Origin of the sequence: Pseudorhodoplanes sp. (assembly GCA_032027085.1) — a bacterium.
Taxonomy (GTDB): domain Bacteria; phylum Pseudomonadota; class Alphaproteobacteria; order Rhizobiales; family Xanthobacteraceae; genus Pseudorhodoplanes.
This window is the reverse complement of record JAVSMS010000001.1, coordinates 1,696,317-1,712,459: the sequence shown is the minus strand read 5'-3', so window position 1 is coordinate 1,712,459 and position 16,143 is coordinate 1,696,317. Positions and strand designations below refer to the sequence as shown.

Below are 16,143 nucleotides of genomic sequence, written 5' to 3'. Positions count from 1 at the left end.
CAACCCGGGTTCGGCAGGCTTATTTGAACGCCCGCTTGATCTGATCGGCGAGATCGGTCTTCTCCCAGGAGAAGCCACCGTCCTTTTCGGGAGCGCGGCCGAAATGCCCGTAAGCTGCTGTGCGGCGATAGATCGGCCGGTTCAGCTTCAGCGTGCGGCGAATATTGGTCGGGCGCAGCGGGAAAAGCTCGGCAAGGATCTTCTCCAGCTTGGCCTCTTCCACCTGGCCGGTGCCGTGCGTGTCGACCAGAAGCGACATCGGATCTGCAACGCCGATGGCGTAAGCTACCTGGATGGTGCAGCGCTCAGCGACACCGGAGGCCACAACGTTCTTGGCGAGATAACGCGCGGCATAGGCAGCGGAGCGGTCGACCTTGGTCGGGTCCTTGCCGGAAAAGGCGCCGCCGCCATGCGGGGCATAGCCGCCATAGGTGTCGACGATGATCTTGCGGCCGGTCAGGCCGCAATCGCCGTCCGGTCCGCCAACCACGAAATTGCCGGTCGGATTGACGAGGAAGTCGGATTCCTTCGCCGGCATCCAGCCCTTCGGAAGCGCGGATGCCACCGCGTCCCCGATCAAATCCTTCACCATGCCCGGCGTGTATTTCTTGCCGTTGCGGTTGGTGGCATTGTGTTGTGTTGAAACGACCACCTTAGTGCAGCCGACCGGCTTGCCGTCGACATACTTCACCGTCACCTGGCTCTTCGAGTCGGGCTGCAGATCGAACAGTTTCTTGGAGCGGCGCTGATCGGTCAGCACCTTGAGAATTTTGTGCGCGAAATAAATCGGCGCCGGCATGAACGAGTTCTTCTCATAGACCTCGCTCTCGGTGCAGGCGAAGCCGAACATCATGCCCTGATCGCCGGCGCCTTCCTGTTCGCCGCTCTTTTTCTTCTTCGCGTCGACGCCCATGGCGATGTCGGGAGATTGACCGTGCAGCAGCACTTCCACGTCAGCGCCGTGATAGGAGAAGCCGTGCTGATCATAGCCGATATCCTTCACGACGCCGCGCGCGATCTCGGTGATGAGTTCGCGATTGATAACCGCCTGCGAGCCATATTTTTTGAACAGCGGCGACTGTCCGCGTCCTTCGCCGGCAATAACGATCTTGTTGGTCGTGGTCAGAACCTCGCAGCCGAGCCGGGTATTCACGAGGCTGTCATCGGCAATGCCTAGCTTCACGTCGTTTTCGATGAAGGCATCGAGGATCGCGTCCGAAATCTGGTCGCTGACCTTGTCGGGGTGACCTTCGGACACGGATTCGCTGGTAAACAGATGGCTCTTTCGCGACACGGTTCAGCTCTCCTCGCGGGGTGAAATTTATGACTTCACCGTCTGATTGAGGCGGTGTTTCTTGCAGTGTCTGCAAGCGCGGTCAAGATGTGGGCTGAGTGGGCGATCGATGTGGGCGAAATGGGCAGCTGATCAGTGGTTTTCTTCTCCGGCGATCTGTTCCACGAGATCAACAATCCGGCGCCGCAGCTTGGGATCTTTGATCCGCATAAAGGACTTGGTCAGAGCCAGTCCGTCGGAGGTCGCCAGAAAATCCGAGATGTAGGTCGGGGAGGGGGCTTCGCTCATACCCGGGATCGGCGCGCCTACGCTGGGGGCGCCTTCGAAAAAAAACGAGACCGGAACCTGAAGGATGGCAGAAATTTGCTGAAGCCGGCTGGCACCGATCCGGTTCGTACCTTTCTCGTATTTTTGCACCTGCTGGAAGGTCAGACCAAGCGCCTCGCCCAGTTTCTCCTGACTCATATTCAGCATCATGCGTCGCATGCGCACGCGGCTCCCGACATGCTTATCGGTCGGATTCGGGGCCTTCTTCACCATTCAATTCTCCGGACCTACCTGGTCTTACACAGTGCCTGACGTGTGTCGGAAAGCCGCCACTCACACCAAGAATAGCAGCCACACGGCAAGGTCGAGTTTATTGCAAATTACATGATTTGCGAGGGGATTATGTAAATTACCGTTTCGGCGACGGTCATGTTCTTGGTTATCGCTGATAATCTTCCTATTATCGCTGCAATCGCCGCATCAGACGCCACTTGCAGCGCGGCGGCGCCGGAATGTCAATATTTGCGTCGCGCGCGGTTTCGAATAGCGAAAACGAAAAGGGCGCCAATGATCAGAGCAACAACGCTGTCTCCGACCCGGGCGTAGATTGGCGGCGCGATCTGACGCGGCAGCCGTGAATCGAGCAGCCCCTCCGTTCCGAGCGGGAGCGCGCGCACCACGCGACCGACAGGATCGACCACAGCGGAGATCCCGTTATTGGCGGCGCGAACAAGCGGCACGCCTTCCTCGATGGCGCGTATCCGTGCCTGCCGGAAATGCTGATGCGGCCCGGTGCTGATGCCGAACCAGGCATCGTTGGTGACATTGAGCAGCCAGGCGGGCCGCTCGCCGGCCGGGACGATCTGGCGCGGAAAAATGATCTCGTAGCATATCAAGGGAAGAAAGCGCGGCGCGCCCGGTACACTGTAAGTGCGATGCCGGTCGCCGGAAAGGAAGCCACCCCGCACCTTGGTCAACTGAACAAAGCCGGCTTTTTCGAGCAGGTCCTGAAAGGGTAGATATTCTCCAAACGGAACGAGATGTACCTTGTCGTAAACCGACAGCACGGTGCCGTCGTGATCGATAACATAGATTGAGTTGTAGGCGCGCCCGCTTTTCCCTGAGGAGGACTCGGCAAAGCGCGCCGCGCCGGTAATCAGAACGCTGCCTTGTGGGAGGAGCGCCGCAATTTGTGCGAGCGCGTCCGCTTCGCGGGTTAGAAAAAACGGAAAGGCCGATTCCGGCCAGATCAGATGCGTGACGTCGCGCATGCCGGTTGAGTCCGGCGCGGTTGAGCGGTCGGAGAGCGAAAGATACCGGCTCATGACCTGCTGCTTCGACGCATAGTTGAATTTTTCGTCTTGCGGCAGGTTTGGTTGCATGATGCGAAGCCGTACATTGTCAACGAACTGCGTTGGCGTGCGGGCGAGCCGCCAGGCGCCAAATCCGGCAAGCCCGGCAAGCAGAATGAGACTGGCCGTCAGCGGCAGCCAGCGACGACGAATATCGGCCTTCTCGTCCGCGAGGGTGGCGGGGCTCGCAAACACCGCGACGGCAATGAAGGTCAGACCCCACAATCCGACCAGGGCCGCGCTTTGCGCGAGTACAAGCGGGCCTGTCAGTGCATAGCCGAGTGTGTTCCAGGGAAAGCCGGTCAGGACATGACCGCGCAGCCATTCGGCGGCTGTCAATGCGATGGCGAGCGACAGGATGCGTAGCGCCCCACGTACCCAGATCAGTCGCGCGAAACCGAAACCGAGAGCGAAGAACACAGCAAGCCCGGCCGGCAGGGCGGTGACGGCTATCGGCAACAGCCAGCCGAAGGTTTTCGCGTCGACGAGGAATGCGTATCCGATCCAGTAAAGGCCGGCGAGGAAATAGCCGAAGCCGAAAAACCATCCGGCGAGCGCGGCCGCCAAGGCGCCGCCAAGGCGCACGCCAGCCGACCCGTCGATCAGCCAGACGATCATGGGAAAGGTCAGGAACAGCACCGGCCAGACGTCGAACGGAGGCAAGGCCAGTGTTGAAATCGCGCCGGCCGCGAATGCAATGAATGCACGCCGCCATCCCCAGGCCAGCACGATGCTATGGGCAAGCCGTTTGACGATCACGATTGCTGCGGGCCGCTTGTGGGCGGATCGGATGCAGCCGCCGCATCAGGCGTCCGTTTTTCGCCGGCGCTCTGCTTTCCGGAGGCCGAGCTCGCAGGCGCGCGCCGTTCGCGGGTGCGCGATGGGCGAGGAATCTTGCCGGAATGAATCTTCACTTTCTTCACGCGGCGGGGATCAGCGTCCAGAACCTCGAATTCAAATGTGCCAGGCCCGGGCACCAATTCGCCGCGCACTGGGACGCGGCCGACCTGCGTGACCAGATAACCGCCTAATGTATCGACCTCTTTCGCCGCCTCGCCGACATTAAAGCCATTCCCGATAATGGCGATGACATCTTCGAGATTGGCGCGCGCATCCGCGATGAATGAGCCGTCTGTCTGTTGCACCACGCTCGGTGCTTCATCGTCGTCGTGCTCGTCGTCGATTTCTCCGACAATCTGCTCAACAATGTCCTCGATCGAAACGATGCCGTCGGTTCCGCCATATTCGTCGACAACAAGTGCCAGATGAATACGCGTCGCCTGCATCTTGGCTAACAGATCGATAGCCGGCATCGAGGGCGGCACGAACAGAATCGGGCGGACGATCTTTGCGGCCGAGAGCGGCATGGATAGATCGATCGCCTTCAGGTCGAGTCCCGAGGAAGCAGACTTCCTGCGCCTGGTCTTGGCCGCCGGTGATACCGTGGCGCATGCGGTCATGAAGGCGATCAGGTCGCGGATATGGACCATGCCGACCGGATCATCAAGCGTATCGTTGAATACGACGAGGCGCGAATGTCCGGCGCCTTCGAACACCTTGACCAGTTCGCCGATCGCAATTTCCTGCTGAACCGCAACAATGTCGGCGCGCGGGACCATGACGTCGGAGATGCGCCTTTCACGCAACCCAAGAATATTCCTGAGCATCGTGATTTCTTCAGGCGAGAAACCGGTGTTGGTCGGTGCGGCTTCGTCCAGCACAACCTTGAGATCGGCACGCACGGTGCCGGCTCGCCAGCCGAACAGCGTACGGAACCAGCGGCTGAAGATGCTCTCGCCGCCTTCGCGCGGGCTGTCCGCCGACGCGGGTATGACGGCGGGCAGATTGCGCGGTTCGATGCTCCGGTCCGTCGTGCTGCTGCTACTGGAAGGGTCGCTGTCGGGCATGGCGGTTCAGTTCAGATCCTCAGGCTCTGCATGAGCATAGGGATCGGGGATTCCGAGTTTCTCAAGTAACGCGGTTTCCAGCTTTTCCATTTGCACGGCGTCGGCGTCGCTCATGTGGTCATAGCCGAGAAGATGAAGATAGCCATGGATGGTTAAATGGGCGAGATGGTGCGCAAACGGCTTGTTTTCAGCCGCAGCTTCACGGGCCAGCGTCTCGTAGGCAATAACAATATCCCCCAGATGGGCAGCCTCCAGGCCGGCCTCATTTGCGGGAAAAGAGAGGACATTCGTCGGTTTGTCCTGGTCGCGCCACTGACGGTTGATCTTGCGAATGGCCGAATCGTCGGTGAGCAGGATAGCAATCTCGGCAGCGCCCCGCTCGGTGCTCTTTGCCGCAACCGTGATGGCCTCGCGGACGACGGTTACGGCCTCCGGCTTCTCCTCCCAAAGCGGCGATTCCACAATCACGTCCAGCGTGAGTGACGGGTCATCGGCCGCGGCGATCGGCGACATCTCGATCATTCTCGTTTCAGGCGCGCTGCGCTGGCCTGATCGTAAGCGGAGACAATTCTGCTGACCAATTCATGGCGAACGACATCCTCGCTCGTGAAAGCAACCTGTGCGATTCCGTCGATGTTGGCCAGCAAGCGCGTGGCCTCGGCGAGGCCCGACGTCTGCCCTAGCGGAAGATCGACCTGGCTCGGGTCGCCGGTCACGATCATCCGGCTGTTCTCGCCCAAGCGGGTGAGAAACATCTTCATCTGCATTGACGTCGTGTTCTGCGCCTCATCGAGAATCACCGCCGCATTGCTCAACGTGCGCCCGCGCATGAAGGCCAAAGGCGCAATCTCGATCTCTCCGGCCTGTAACGCGCGCTCGACGATCCGCATATCCATGAGGTCGAAAAGCGCGTCGTAGATCGGGCGCAGATAGGGATCAACCTTTTCGCGCATGTCGCCGGGAAGAAAGCCAAGCCGTTCGCCGGCTTCGACCGCAGGCCGTGACAGGACAATGCGGTCAACTTCCTTGCGTTCAAACAGCGAAATCGCATGCGCAACGGCGAGCCAGGTCTTGCCGGTGCCAGCAGGTCCAATGCCGAATACCAACGTGTTGCGTTTCAGCGCGCGGATATAGGCATCCTGTCCGGCTGTCCGCGCGCGGACCGGTCGTTTCCGCAGATTGATTTCCTCGAAATGCGGCCGTGCGGCGCTGGGGTCGTAATCGAACAGCGAGCCTTGCGCCAAAGCGTGCCGGATCGCGCCTTCGACGTCGCCCGTCGCCAGGTCGCTGCCGCTCTTGAGCTGCTCGTAAAGCGTATCGAGAACGCGGCGTGCCTGGTCGCAGGCGTCGCGCGTTCCCTCAATCGTCACGTGATTGCCGCGGGAATCCGCGACGACGCCCAGCTTGCGCTCGATCATGGCAAGGTTCTGTCCGTATTGGCCGAAGAGGACTGATGCAAGGCGATTGTCGTCGAAAGCCAGAACCGTCCGTGTCATCGGGCTGTCCTGTGAAGGGGTTGGCGTGATTGAGCCATTATTCGGTTTGAAGCTGCGCAATGCGTCAGGCCTCCGCCGTTGCAGGAATGCGTTCGCGTTTCAGTCCGATGTTGTCCTCATCGCTCAAGGTCCCGTGCAGGCTGTAGGCGGTAACGCTGGTTATAGCGACTCGCGCGAGCCTGCCGATCAGTTCTGACGCGCCGGTGACATGCACCGGCTGCAGATAGGGCGACCGGCCGACGATTTGTCCGGGGTGGCGCCCAGTCTTCTCGAAGAGCACATCGAAAGTCCGGCCAATGCTGCCGGCATTGAAGGTCGCGAGTTGCTGTTCGATCAGCGCCTGCAATTCCTGCAACTGCTCCGACATCACCTCGTCCGGAATCCGCTCGCTCATTTCCGCCGCCGGCGTGCCGGGGCGCGGCGAATATTTGAATGAAAATGAGCCGTTGAAGCCGACATCTTCGATGAGCTCGATTGTTTGCCGGAAGTCGTCGTCGGTTTCACCGGGAAAGCCGACAATGAAATCCGACGTGAAAGCGATGGCAGGCTGTACGGATCGGAGTCTGTCGATGATGCGCATATAGTCATCGCGGGTGTGGCGACGATTCATCGCCGCCAGAATGCGGTCCGAGCCGGACTGCACAGGCAAATGCAATTGCGGCATGAGCTGCGGCAGATCGCGATGCGCGGCGATCAGGCTGTCGTCGACATCACAAGGGTGGCTCGTTGTGTAGCGCAGTCGCGCGACACCCGGGATTTCCGCAATGCGATAGAGCAATTGCGCCAGCGTCCATGAGGTGCCGTCGGGGCCCCGGCCGTGAAAAGCATTGACGTTCTGGCCGATCAAGGTGATTTCGCGCACGCCGGCTTCAGCAAGATGTGTCGCCTCGGCGACAATTTTCGCAACCGGCCGTGAGACTTCTGCGCCGCGCGTATAGGGCACGACGCAGAAAGTGCAGAATTTGTCGCAGCCTTCCTGAATGGTCACGAACGCGCTGACGCCCCGCGCACGCACGGCCTGCTGCGTCGGCTGTTTCAGAAAGTCGAATTTGTCTTCCACCGGGAAATCGGTGTCGATGGCTTTGCCATCGCGGCGGGCCTTGGCGAGGAGGTCGGGCAAGCGGTGATAGCTTTGCGGGCCAAACACCAGATCCACGACCGGAGCGCGCCGCAGGATTTCTTCACCCTCGGCCTGCGCGACACAGCCGGCAACCGCAACGGTCAGGTTGCGCCCCCCCAAGGCGGCCTCCGTCTTCATCTGCCGGATGCGCCCGAGTTCCGAATAGACCTTTTCGGCCGCTTTCTCGCGAATGTGACAGGTATTGAGAATGACCAGGTCCGCGTCCTCGATCCGGTCGGTCTCGGCAAATCCTTCAGGCGCCAACGTGTCCGCCATACGACGCGAGTCGTAGACGTTCATCTGGCAACCGTAGGACTTTACGAAGAGCTTCTGGGGTTTGGTCATGCCGTCCGATCGGACTGGTCGGATCCCAAGTATTTCAGAAGACTGATCTTTTTCTCTGGTATCCAAGTATTTCCGTCATCCCGCCTGTCGCGCGGCGCCGGCCGCGTTGGGCTTCCTCATAGCGTTTTTCCGGCGCGAAAGGAATGGCGTGGTCAGGTTAGGTCGGTGCAGACCTGCCGCGCAATGCTGCGGATGTAGGCCGCCCGACGATTCATTCAATGGATTTTGCCCCCATTTTGCGGTCGGCGCCGGAAAAGGGAACAGGGTCGCCGAAGGCGATGACGGCGTCGGCTGCGCCCACCACAGAAATCCCGACGATGGGGAAATCGGCGTCGCCGTACCAGGCAACGAACGGACGTTGGCGACGCGGACGCGCAAGCGGAGCAGGCGCCGGATGTGGTAGAAGAACATTGTGACTTCGCGGCTGCTCCTTAGGCCGAGCGCGCGAAGACAGCATTGAGAAGACACCATTGAATTGAGGTCAGATTTGCGGCGCCGCCGGCAACGACGCTGAAGACGAAAGCAAGCCGCAACATCAGCGCGCTTCGTCGTCCTTGAGCGGCACGGCGTAAAGCTCCAGCCGGTGATCGACCAGCTTGTAGCCGAGCTTGCGTGCGATTTCCGCCTGCAGCTTTTCAATTTCTTCGGACTGGAATTCAAGCACTTCCCCGGTCCGGAGATTGATCAGATGGTCGTGGTGGGATTCCGGGATCTGTTCGAAACGCGCGCGGCCTTCACGGAAATCGTGCCGCTCGATGATGCCGGCATCTTCGAAAAGCTTGACCGTGCGATACACCGTAGAGATGGAGATGCGATTGTCGATCTTGACGCAGCGCCGATAGAGCTCTTCCACATCGGGGTGGTCGTCTGCATCATTGAGAACGCGCGCGATCGTGCGACGTTGCTCGGTCATGCGCATGCCCTTTTCCACGCAACGCGCTTCAATGGTATTTTTCGGTCTGGCCACGCATCTCTCCGGGGGTACGGTCGCTATCATATGAGGCGGCGACTAGGCCGTCCATCGGCTGCTGATCAGCCGAGATCGCGGCGCAAGGTCAAGGCATTGGACGGGCCCGAAGGTCCGTCGGGGTAATACCCTGTTCTGCGGCCGACTTCATAGAAACCCGTTCTGCGGTAGAGTTTGATGGCGGGTTCGTTATGCTCGTCAACTTCAAGAAAGACAGTCCTCACGCCCAGACCGGCCAATCGCCCCAGATGCAGACGCAACAGGCTTTGCGCAAGCCCGCGCCCCTGTTGCGCGGAGTCGACAGCGACACTGAGGATTTCCGCCTCGCCGGCGACGATGCGCGACATGATAAAGCCGGCCAGTCGGCGGCGCACCATCGCCCGATGCGTCAAAATGCTGCGATCCAGCAGCAGCCGTTCGATTTCATCCTCGCTCCAACCCCGATGAAACGAAGCAGCATGCAACGCCGCAATGGCTTGTGCGTCGGCTATCGACGCATCCGAATAGGTCGGCTCGGATGAGCCGAAGATCAGATCGAACAGCGCCTTCATCGTCGGGGCAGGTGAGCTGCGCTTTGCGGTTGCGCATCCGGTGCACGCAGATACAGCGGTTTCGGCGCAGAATGCTCCTTGTCTGCGGCCGCGCCGAGCCGCGCAACCCAATCAATATCCGCGGCGCGTCGCTCGTCGACAAGAGGCGGCGGAACTTCATGGCTCCATTCGCGCGCGATCATGCCGGCGCCTGAGCCGACGAGCCGTGCGCATGCGGCCATTGCCGCATGGGTCGCCTCTCGTAGCGGAACAACACGCGGCGGAATCAGCGTGCGACCACCCGTGCCGAAAAGCTGCAGGTAGAGGTGCTGATGCCTCGCATCGATCGCGGCTGCGATCGGCAAGCTGTCGTCGGCGGCGATATAAGGCGCAGCGAGTGCAGCGAGTGTGGTGACGCCGACAACAGGCTTGGATGCGGCCAGTCCGAACCCCCGCGCCGCGGCGATTCCGACACGCAGGCCCGTGAAACTGCCGGGCCCGGTGGTGACGGCGACACGGTCGATATCGCCGAAACCCAACCCAGCCTGTGACATGACGGAGGCGACGAGCGGCATGAGCGCTTCGGCGTGGCCGCGCACCATCAACTGAGTCTCGCTCGCCAGGATGGCGGCCTGTCCGGTGTCGAGCACGGCGGCAGAACAGGCTTCGAGTGCCGTGTCGATGGCAAGCACACGCATATAGCGAGAGGCCGGATGCTGGAGGGTGGGCCGGAAGTGGCCTCCAGACTAATTCAGTCCGCGCCCGTGATGAACTCGAAAATGCGGGCTCCGCACGCGGCTATATAGGCCGGACTTCAGTCACGTCCGGCACGAAATGGCGCAACAGGTTCTGGATGCCGTGCCGCAGCGTCGCGGTGGAGGACGGGCAGCCGGAGCAGGCGCCTTTCATGGACAGAAACACGACGCCGTCCTTGAACCCGCGGAAGGTGATGTCGCCACCGTCATTGGCGACCGCCGGCCGGACCCGGGTTTCAATTAGCTCCTTGATTGTGTTCACGGTCTCCGTGTCCGCGGGATCGAAAAACTCGTCGTCGCCCGCGATCGCTGAATCGGCGCCGTCCCTGAGGATCGGCGCGCCTGACATGTAATGCTCCATGATCGCGCCCAGAATCAGCGGCTTGAGCTGCTGCCAGTCGCCTTCAATTTTTGTGACGGTGATGAAGTCGGAACCGAAGAACACTCCGGAAACCTTGTCGATTGCGAACAGCCGTTCGGCCAGTGGCGATTTGGCGGCCTGGTCGCGATCCGTCATATCCATGGTGCCGCGATCCAGAACCGAACGGCCGGGGAGGAATTTCAGCGTGGCCGGATTAGGGGTTGCTTCCGTCTGGATGAACATTGCTACGGGCTCCGGAGAGGTGTCGGGCCGGAATGCCGCGGCCCGAAGGTCAGACTTGCCCTATAAATGGGCTTTCCGCGCAAAAGGTCAACGCTGTCTTTAGGACAGCGCGTCCAGTTCCTCGTCGGTGAGATGACCCGGCACGATGGTCACCGGGATGGGAAAATCTCCCGCCGTCTTGCCAAAACTGGACACCAGCGGACCCGGCCCTTCCTTGCCGGTCGCGGCCGCCAGGATCAGGACCTCGATATCCTCATCCTCGTCGATCAGCTTGAGAATCTGCTCGCTCCAGTCTCCTTCGCGAATCGCGCGTTCGGGGGTGATCCCGGCCACCCCGTTTGCGCGACCCGCCGCCCGCTCCAGTGCAGCATTGGCCTCCTCATGCGCTTCCGCCCGCATGATGTCGGCAACGCCGAGCCATTGCTGATTGCGATCGGACGTGTCGATCACGCGCAGCATGATCATGTTGGCGCCGATTCGCGCAACCCGGCGGCTTGCGTAATAAATTGCGCGGTCGCATTCGGGCGAGTCGTCGACGATGACCAGATATTTTGGCCTGTGTCCGCTTTCGTAGCTGCGCCGCTTGCGGCTCATTCTTGCCCCCAAAGTCCCGCCTTAACTTCGGTCGCGCTCAGCCTGGTGCGCTGGCCGGATGGTTGCACAAGAATCGCGTCAGGAACAAGTCGCTCATACGCCAGAACACACACTCTCTCTCACCTGATCTATCGTCGCACGAACCCGACGATGTCCTTGACGGCATTCATTGTCTCGCTCGCGATCGCCTGTGCGCGGATGGAACCATCGGCCAGCACGGAATCGATATAGGCGGGATCGCCGACCAGCTTTTTCATTTCCGCGCCGATCGGTCCAAGCTTTGCGACGGCGAGATCGACAAGGGCGTTCTTGAATGTCGAGAACTGCGCACCGCCGAATTGCTTGAGAACATCCGCCTTGCTCGTCTCGTTCAAAGCCGCGTAGATGCCGACAAGATTGTCCGCTTCCGGCCGTTGCTCAAGCTCCTTCGGATCATTCGACAGCGGATGCGGATCTGTCTTCGCCTTGCGGATTTTCTGTGCGATGGCGTCGGCATTGTCGGTCAGGTTGATGCGCGAATTGTCAGACGTGTCGGATTTCGACATTTTCTTCGTGCCGTCGCGCAGGGACATCACGCGGGTCGCTGGCCCCTGTATCAAAGGCTCCGGCTGCGGAAAAAACGCATCGCCGAATCCGCGTGACTTGATGGAATCGGAATAATCGTTGTTGAATTTTTGCGCGATATCGCGCGCCAATTCGAGATGTTGCTTCTGATCCTCTCCGACCGGCACATGCGTCGCGCGATAAATCAGAATGTCGGCAGCCATCAGGCTCGGATAGGCAAACAGGCCGACGGACACGTTTTCGCGGTCCTTGCCGGCCTTTTCCTTGAACTGGGTCATGCGGTTGAGCCAACCCATGCGCGCGACGCAATTGAACACCCAGGCCAGTTCGGCGTGCTCGGCCACCTGGCTTTGGTTGAAAACGATGTGCTTTTTCGGATCGATGCCGGCGGCGATGAAAGCCGCGGTCACTTCGCGAATATTGCGGGTGAGTTCGGCCGGGTCCTGCCACACCGTGATGGCATGCATGTCGACCACGCAATAGATGCAGTCGTGGCTCTCCTGCAAAGCCACGAATCTCGTGATGGCGCCCAGATAATTGCCGAGATGCAGATTGCCGGTCGGCTGGACGCCGGAAAAAACGCGTTCCTTGAACGCCATCGTGAAACTCCCCGCGCTACAAGCGCGGGTCAGATGCCACGGGGTAGCGGCGGGTGGCAAGGGCTGATTGCCCACCTTCCGAAAGGCGACGGGCCCGCATGGGCCTTGTGCGTGTCAGACCAGCGCCAGCCCCTGAGGCAACATGCTGCGATCGGTAGGCAGCGGCATGGGATGCGGCCCGTGCGATCATGTCGGTTCGAACGCGCTGCCATGACTGGGATGTGAGCCCGGTTGCCCGCGCTTGATCCGTCGTTATAGTGCGCCCCGCTTTTCACGCGAGGTAATAGAATGACCGCTCCCCGCTACGACGTCCTTGGCATCGGAAACGCCATTGTCGATGTGATCGCCCGTGCCGACGACGATTTTCTGGTTGCCCAGAAGATGCAAAAGGGGGGCATGGCGCTGATCGATGAGGCGCGCGCGCAGGCGATCTACGATGCGATGGGGCCGGCAACGGAAATTTCAGGTGGATCGGCCGCTAACACGATTGCAGGCGTCGCCAGCTATGGCGCGCGGGCCGCTTTTGTCGGCAAGGTCAAGGATGACGACCTGGGGCGCTCATTCGCGCATGATATTCGGGCGGCCAAGGTGGCTTTCGAAACGCCGCCGGCATCTGATGGTCCATCCACCGCGCGCTGCTACATCATGGTCACGCCGGACGGCGAGCGCACCATGAACACTTATCTTGGCGCCGCGCAGGACCTGCATCCAAACGACATCGATCCCGACACCGTTGCGTCCGCCGCGATCACCTATCTCGAAGGCTATCTGTGGGACCCGCCGCATGCCAAGGAGGCGTTTCGCAAGGCGGCGAAAGCGTCGCATGATGCAAAACGCATGGTGGCGCTGACCTTGTCGGATTCATTTTGCGTCGACCGTTACCGCGACGAGTTTCTCAAATTGCTGCGCGAAAAGACCGTCGATCTGATCTTTGCCAACGAGGCCGAGCTCAAGAGCCTGTATGAGACGGCGGATTTCGATACGGCCGTTGCTGCACTGCGCAAGGACGCAACTCTCGCTGTGGTAACGCGTAGCGAAAAAGGCTGCGTGGTCGTCAGCGCCGATGCGGTGAAAGCCGTTCCGGCCTCTCCAGTCTCGAAGGTCGTGGACACAACCGGCGCTGGCGATCTATTCGCCGCTGGGTTTCTGGTTGGGCTGGCGCGCGGCTCCGATCATGTGAAGGCCGGCCAGCTCGGCGCACTTGCAGCTGCCGAAGTGATACAGCATCTCGGCGCCCGGCCGGAGCGCTCGCTGAAGGATCTTGCGCAGGAAAATGGTCTGCTGTAGCGCCGGCGTGAGGCAGCAACGCGCGCGGCGTTAACAGAAATGTAAGGGCTCATGGTTACCGATTGATGAAGACGAGTTTGTCAATCGGAGTTGGTTATGGACACGTCTGCGAGTAACGGCGACGCCGACAAAGCCGAAGCCGTGCAGTCTGCCGCAAGTGTTTCCACTCGAGAGCCCGACGCTGCGGAATCGCCAAAGCCCGACGACATCGCTTTCGCAACGCCGCTATCCTCCTTTCTGGATTGCATCCCCGCATCGCTGATGGCTGCGCTCGCCGCGCGCCCGCGTTTCAGCCGTGTAACGGTGCTTGCGGTTTCCATCGCTATCGCCGCCGCACTCGGCTCGATGGTCGGAGCCTGGGCAGCCGTAACATTCGTGCGCCCGCCGTCCGAACCGGTCCGAACAATGATTGCGAGCGCCGAAGCAAATGTCGCCGCAAAACTGTCGGCAGACATCGCCGTGTTGAGAGCAAGTGTTGAAGCGCTGGCCAAGAATTCCGGCGCACAGCTTGCGCGCATCAATGAGCGGGTCGAGCGCAGCGAGAAGGCGCAAAATGAACCTGCCGCAAAGCTCGCGCGGTTGGCCGACGCAGTGGAAAAGCTCGAACGCAAAGCAGCCGCCCCGGCGGCATCTGCGTCCGCTGCGGTGGTGCCCGAAATCACCGGCTCGATTGTGCCGAAGCAGCCTGACAGGCCTTCGGTCGTCAGCGGCTGGGTGCTGCGAGAAGTGTTTGACGGCGCCGCGATGGTCGAGAGCCGCTACGGTCTTTATGAAGTGGTTCCCGGCGCGAACCTGCCCGGGCTCGGCCGTGTTGAAACCATCCGCCGCCAGGATGGCCGCTGGGTCGTGGTGACGCCGAAAGGCCTCATCGTTTCCTCGCGCTAGATGTCCCACAAAAGTCCGTGAAAGCGGTCCCGCGTCGGGCGCCGTTTTGTCTTTGTACGTCGCTGCCAATCTCGTGATGTGGCTGCGCTCCACGATCCGTGCCATATTTGCGCGGATCGTGGAGCGGCCTGATGAGAGTGTTGAGCCAGATCGCCCTCGCAGTGGGTGCGTTTACGTGCTTTGGGCTTGCTGCGACGTCATGCGACGCTTTTGAGAGCGTGCAGGCAAAGCCTGACCAGCACGAAACGATGGAGAATTGTCCGGGCCTGGTCGCATCGCCGGAATTTCGTGTGATGCCCGCCGCGTTGCGCCTTGCGGCTCTGTCGAGTGATCAGGTCCGCATCACCTATATCGGACATTCCACTTTTCTGCTCGAGAGTCCGCGTCTGGTTCGGATCGCGACCGACTACAACAATTACGTCAAGCCGCCCGTTTTGCCCGATGTGGTGACGATGAATCGCGCGCATTCGACGCATTACACGGACAGCCCTGAAGCGGGCATTGCGCATGTTCTGCGCGGCTGGGCGAGTGAGTATGGCAAGCCTGTGCGGCATGACGCGCAGATCAAAGATGTGCGTGTCCGCAACGTGCCCACCAACATTCGCGACTATGGAGGCGGCACGCAGCAACATGGCAATTCAATTTTCATTTTCGAAGTCGCCAATCTTTGCATCGCCCATCTCGGGCATCTGCATCACACGCTGACGGCGCAGCAGGTCAATGAGATCGGTCGGCTGGACGCCGTGATGGTCCCGGTGGATGGCGGCATGACGCTGGATTTGGACGGGATGACCGAAGTGCTCGAAAGTCTGAAGGCGCCGGTGATCATCCCGATGCACTATTTCAGCGTATTTACCTTGAATCAGTTTCTTGACCGCATGCGCGGTAAATTCGACGTGGAAATGCACGAGACGCCCTCGATCGTCTTGTCCAAGAGCACTCTGCCGGTTAAGCCGAAAGTCGTGGTCTTGCCTGGGCGCTGACACTCGGGTAAGCGAACCGCCCCACCTCATCAAATCTTTGAAATTTGTCTTGGCCGGGAACGCTTTGGCCTTGCTGGGCGTTTGTTTTGGCTACACATCGAGGCCATGCAGGGGATAGGGGCAGGCTACAACGGTAAGGAAGAAGAAAATGGTCAGCTCCTGGGTCAACTGGAAGCCTTTTCCAAATCCGGATCATGGCGGGTATATCGATGCCCCGATCGGACCCGGCGTTTTTGAGGTCCGGCATACTGGTACCGGCGAACAGATCGCCTTCTCGCATTCCGGCAATGTGGCGCAAAGCCTTGCCATTCTGCTGCCCAAGCCGGCGTCAGGCCTGCGTCTGCTTTTTGCGCGCAAACGCACGCCCCATCGCAGCGGCGAACTGGAATACCGCACCTGTGCCGCCTCCACCTTGGAGGAAGCCCGCACCATGGCGGAGCGCCTGCGTGGACGGCGCGAGGCCTATATCCGCAGACGCGCGGCGGTCGGCTGGTCCTGATTTTCACGTTTCCAAAACGGCCGGGTTTTGTCCCGCCGTTGCTGTCTGGCCGTCCCCTCCCGGCGCGTGTTGCTTTTTTGAGTAATTGTATAAAC

Annotated in this window: 17 protein-coding genes; 4 read left to right on the top strand and 13 right to left on the bottom strand. The window is 60.5% G+C overall.

What is annotated here, in order from left to right; all coding sequences use genetic code 11:
* Nucleotides 1-19 precede the first annotated feature (19 nt).
* The 13 genes from metK to trpS form a co-directional block, all read right to left on the bottom strand.
* The gene (gene metK, locus RO009_08325) at nucleotides 20-1,294 is read right to left on the bottom strand and encodes a methionine adenosyltransferase (GenBank protein ID MDT3685034.1); all 1,275 of its coding nucleotides are present in this window, start codon (nucleotides 1,292-1,294) and stop codon (nucleotides 20-22) included.
* A 132-nt stretch (nucleotides 1,295-1,426) separates the two neighbouring features.
* Nucleotides 1,427-1,834: a helix-turn-helix transcriptional regulator gene (locus RO009_08320; GenBank protein ID MDT3685033.1), complete on the bottom strand. Its 408-nt coding sequence runs from the start codon at nucleotides 1,832-1,834 to the stop codon at nucleotides 1,427-1,429.
* A gap of 242 nt (nucleotides 1,835-2,076) precedes the next feature.
* A complete protein-coding gene (lnt, locus tag RO009_08315) occupies nucleotides 2,077-3,672 on the bottom strand; it encodes an apolipoprotein N-acyltransferase (protein ID MDT3685032.1) in 1,596 nt (531 codons plus the stop codon).
* The gene (locus RO009_08310; protein MDT3685031.1) at nucleotides 3,669-4,820 is read right to left on the bottom strand and encodes a hemolysin family protein; all 1,152 of its coding nucleotides are present in this window, start codon (nucleotides 4,818-4,820) and stop codon (nucleotides 3,669-3,671) included. Before RO009_08310 ends, lnt begins: the two co-directional genes overlap by 4 nt.
* Before the next feature lie 6 nt (nucleotides 4,821-4,826).
* A complete protein-coding gene (gene ybeY / locus RO009_08305) occupies nucleotides 4,827-5,342 on the bottom strand; it encodes an rRNA maturation RNase YbeY (GenBank protein ID MDT3685030.1) in 516 nt (171 codons plus the stop codon).
* Nucleotides 5,339-6,316 carry a PhoH family protein gene (locus tag RO009_08300; protein MDT3685029.1) on the bottom strand — a complete coding sequence of 326 codons (978 nt, stop codon included), beginning with the start codon at nucleotides 6,314-6,316 and terminating at the stop codon, nucleotides 5,339-5,341. The genes ybeY and RO009_08300 overlap by 4 nt, the downstream gene beginning before the upstream one ends.
* A 64-nt stretch (nucleotides 6,317-6,380) precedes the next feature.
* On the bottom strand, nucleotides 6,381-7,781 hold the full coding sequence (gene miaB / locus RO009_08295) for a tRNA (N6-isopentenyl adenosine(37)-C2)-methylthiotransferase MiaB (GenBank protein ID MDT3685028.1): 1,401 nt from the start codon (nucleotides 7,779-7,781) through the stop codon (nucleotides 6,381-6,383).
* 535 nt (nucleotides 7,782-8,316) lie between these two features.
* The gene (locus RO009_08290) at nucleotides 8,317-8,700 is read right to left on the bottom strand and encodes a Fur family transcriptional regulator (GenBank protein MDT3685027.1); all 384 of its coding nucleotides are present in this window, start codon (nucleotides 8,698-8,700) and stop codon (nucleotides 8,317-8,319) included.
* A 113-nt stretch (nucleotides 8,701-8,813) separates the two neighbouring features.
* The gene (gene rimI / locus RO009_08285; GenBank protein MDT3685026.1) at nucleotides 8,814-9,299 is read right to left on the bottom strand and encodes a ribosomal protein S18-alanine N-acetyltransferase; all 486 of its coding nucleotides are present in this window, start codon (nucleotides 9,297-9,299) and stop codon (nucleotides 8,814-8,816) included.
* On the bottom strand, nucleotides 9,296-9,976 hold the full coding sequence (gene tsaB, locus RO009_08280) for a tRNA (adenosine(37)-N6)-threonylcarbamoyltransferase complex dimerization subunit type 1 TsaB (GenBank protein ID MDT3685025.1): 681 nt from the start codon (nucleotides 9,974-9,976) through the stop codon (nucleotides 9,296-9,298). The genes rimI and tsaB overlap by 4 nt, the downstream gene beginning before the upstream one ends.
* A gap of 100 nt (nucleotides 9,977-10,076) precedes the next feature.
* Nucleotides 10,077-10,637 carry a NifU family protein gene (locus tag RO009_08275; protein MDT3685024.1) on the bottom strand — a complete coding sequence of 187 codons (561 nt, stop codon included), beginning with the start codon at nucleotides 10,635-10,637 and terminating at the stop codon, nucleotides 10,077-10,079.
* A 99-nt stretch (nucleotides 10,638-10,736) separates the two neighbouring features.
* Nucleotides 10,737-11,231 carry a universal stress protein gene (locus RO009_08270; protein ID MDT3685023.1) on the bottom strand — a complete coding sequence of 165 codons (495 nt, stop codon included), beginning with the start codon at nucleotides 11,229-11,231 and terminating at the stop codon, nucleotides 10,737-10,739.
* Between the two features lie 128 nt (nucleotides 11,232-11,359).
* Nucleotides 11,360-12,394, bottom strand: coding sequence for a tryptophan--tRNA ligase (trpS, locus tag RO009_08265; protein MDT3685022.1), 1,035 nt, complete (start codon nucleotides 12,392-12,394; stop codon nucleotides 11,360-11,362).
* A 288-nt stretch (nucleotides 12,395-12,682) separates the two neighbouring features.
* Between trpS and RO009_08260 the strand changes: the two genes are divergently transcribed.
* The 4 genes from RO009_08260 (at nucleotide 12,683) to RO009_08245 (ending at nucleotide 16,048) form a co-directional block, all read left to right on the top strand.
* Nucleotides 12,683-13,681, top strand: a complete 999-nt coding sequence (locus RO009_08260) for an adenosine kinase (GenBank protein ID MDT3685021.1) — start codon at nucleotides 12,683-12,685, stop codon at nucleotides 13,679-13,681.
* 96 nt (nucleotides 13,682-13,777) lie between these two features.
* Complete coding sequence (locus tag RO009_08255; protein MDT3685020.1) at nucleotides 13,778-14,566, top strand: hypothetical protein; 789 nt, start codon at nucleotides 13,778-13,780, stop codon at nucleotides 14,564-14,566.
* A 131-nt stretch (nucleotides 14,567-14,697) separates the two neighbouring features.
* A complete protein-coding gene (locus RO009_08250) occupies nucleotides 14,698-15,549 on the top strand; it encodes an MBL fold metallo-hydrolase (GenBank protein MDT3685019.1) in 852 nt (283 codons plus the stop codon).
* Nucleotides 15,550-15,697: 148 nt separating this feature from the next.
* Nucleotides 15,698-16,048, top strand: coding sequence for a hypothetical protein (locus RO009_08245; GenBank protein ID MDT3685018.1), 351 nt, complete (start codon nucleotides 15,698-15,700; stop codon nucleotides 16,046-16,048).
* Nucleotides 16,049-16,143 lie beyond the last annotated feature (95 nt).

Coding starts and splice junctions, on each gene's coding strand:
- miaB (MDT3685028.1), bottom strand. CDS start 7,781: ATGACCAAACCCCAGAAGCTCTTCGTAAAGTCCTACGGTTGCCAGATG.
- RO009_08300 (MDT3685029.1), bottom strand. CDS start 6,316: ATGACACGGACGGTTCTGGCTTTCGACGACAATCGCCTTGCATCAGTC.
- RO009_08290 (MDT3685027.1), bottom strand. CDS start 8,700: ATGCGCATGACCGAGCAACGTCGCACGATCGCGCGCGTTCTCAATGAT.
- ybeY (MDT3685030.1), bottom strand. CDS start 5,342: ATGATCGAGATGTCGCCGATCGCCGCGGCCGATGACCCGTCACTCACG.
- rimI (MDT3685026.1), bottom strand. CDS start 9,299: ATGAAGGCGCTGTTCGATCTGATCTTCGGCTCATCCGAGCCGACCTAT.
- RO009_08310 (MDT3685031.1), bottom strand. CDS start 4,820: ATGCCCGACAGCGACCCTTCCAGTAGCAGCAGCACGACGGACCGGAGC.
- RO009_08255 (MDT3685020.1), top strand. CDS start 13,778: ATGGACACGTCTGCGAGTAACGGCGACGCCGACAAAGCCGAAGCCGTG.
- RO009_08270 (MDT3685023.1), bottom strand. CDS start 11,231: ATGAGCCGCAAGCGGCGCAGCTACGAAAGCGGACACAGGCCAAAATAT.
- RO009_08260 (MDT3685021.1), top strand. CDS start 12,683: ATGACCGCTCCCCGCTACGACGTCCTTGGCATCGGAAACGCCATTGTC.
- RO009_08245 (MDT3685018.1), top strand. CDS start 15,698: ATGGTCAGCTCCTGGGTCAACTGGAAGCCTTTTCCAAATCCGGATCAT.
- RO009_08250 (MDT3685019.1), top strand. CDS start 14,698: ATGAGAGTGTTGAGCCAGATCGCCCTCGCAGTGGGTGCGTTTACGTGC.
- RO009_08275 (MDT3685024.1), bottom strand. CDS start 10,637: ATGTTCATCCAGACGGAAGCAACCCCTAATCCGGCCACGCTGAAATTC.
- tsaB (MDT3685025.1), bottom strand. CDS start 9,976: ATGCGTGTGCTTGCCATCGACACGGCACTCGAAGCCTGTTCTGCCGCC.
- trpS (MDT3685022.1), bottom strand. CDS start 12,394: ATGGCGTTCAAGGAACGCGTTTTTTCCGGCGTCCAGCCGACCGGCAAT.
- RO009_08320 (MDT3685033.1), bottom strand. CDS start 1,834: ATGGTGAAGAAGGCCCCGAATCCGACCGATAAGCATGTCGGGAGCCGC.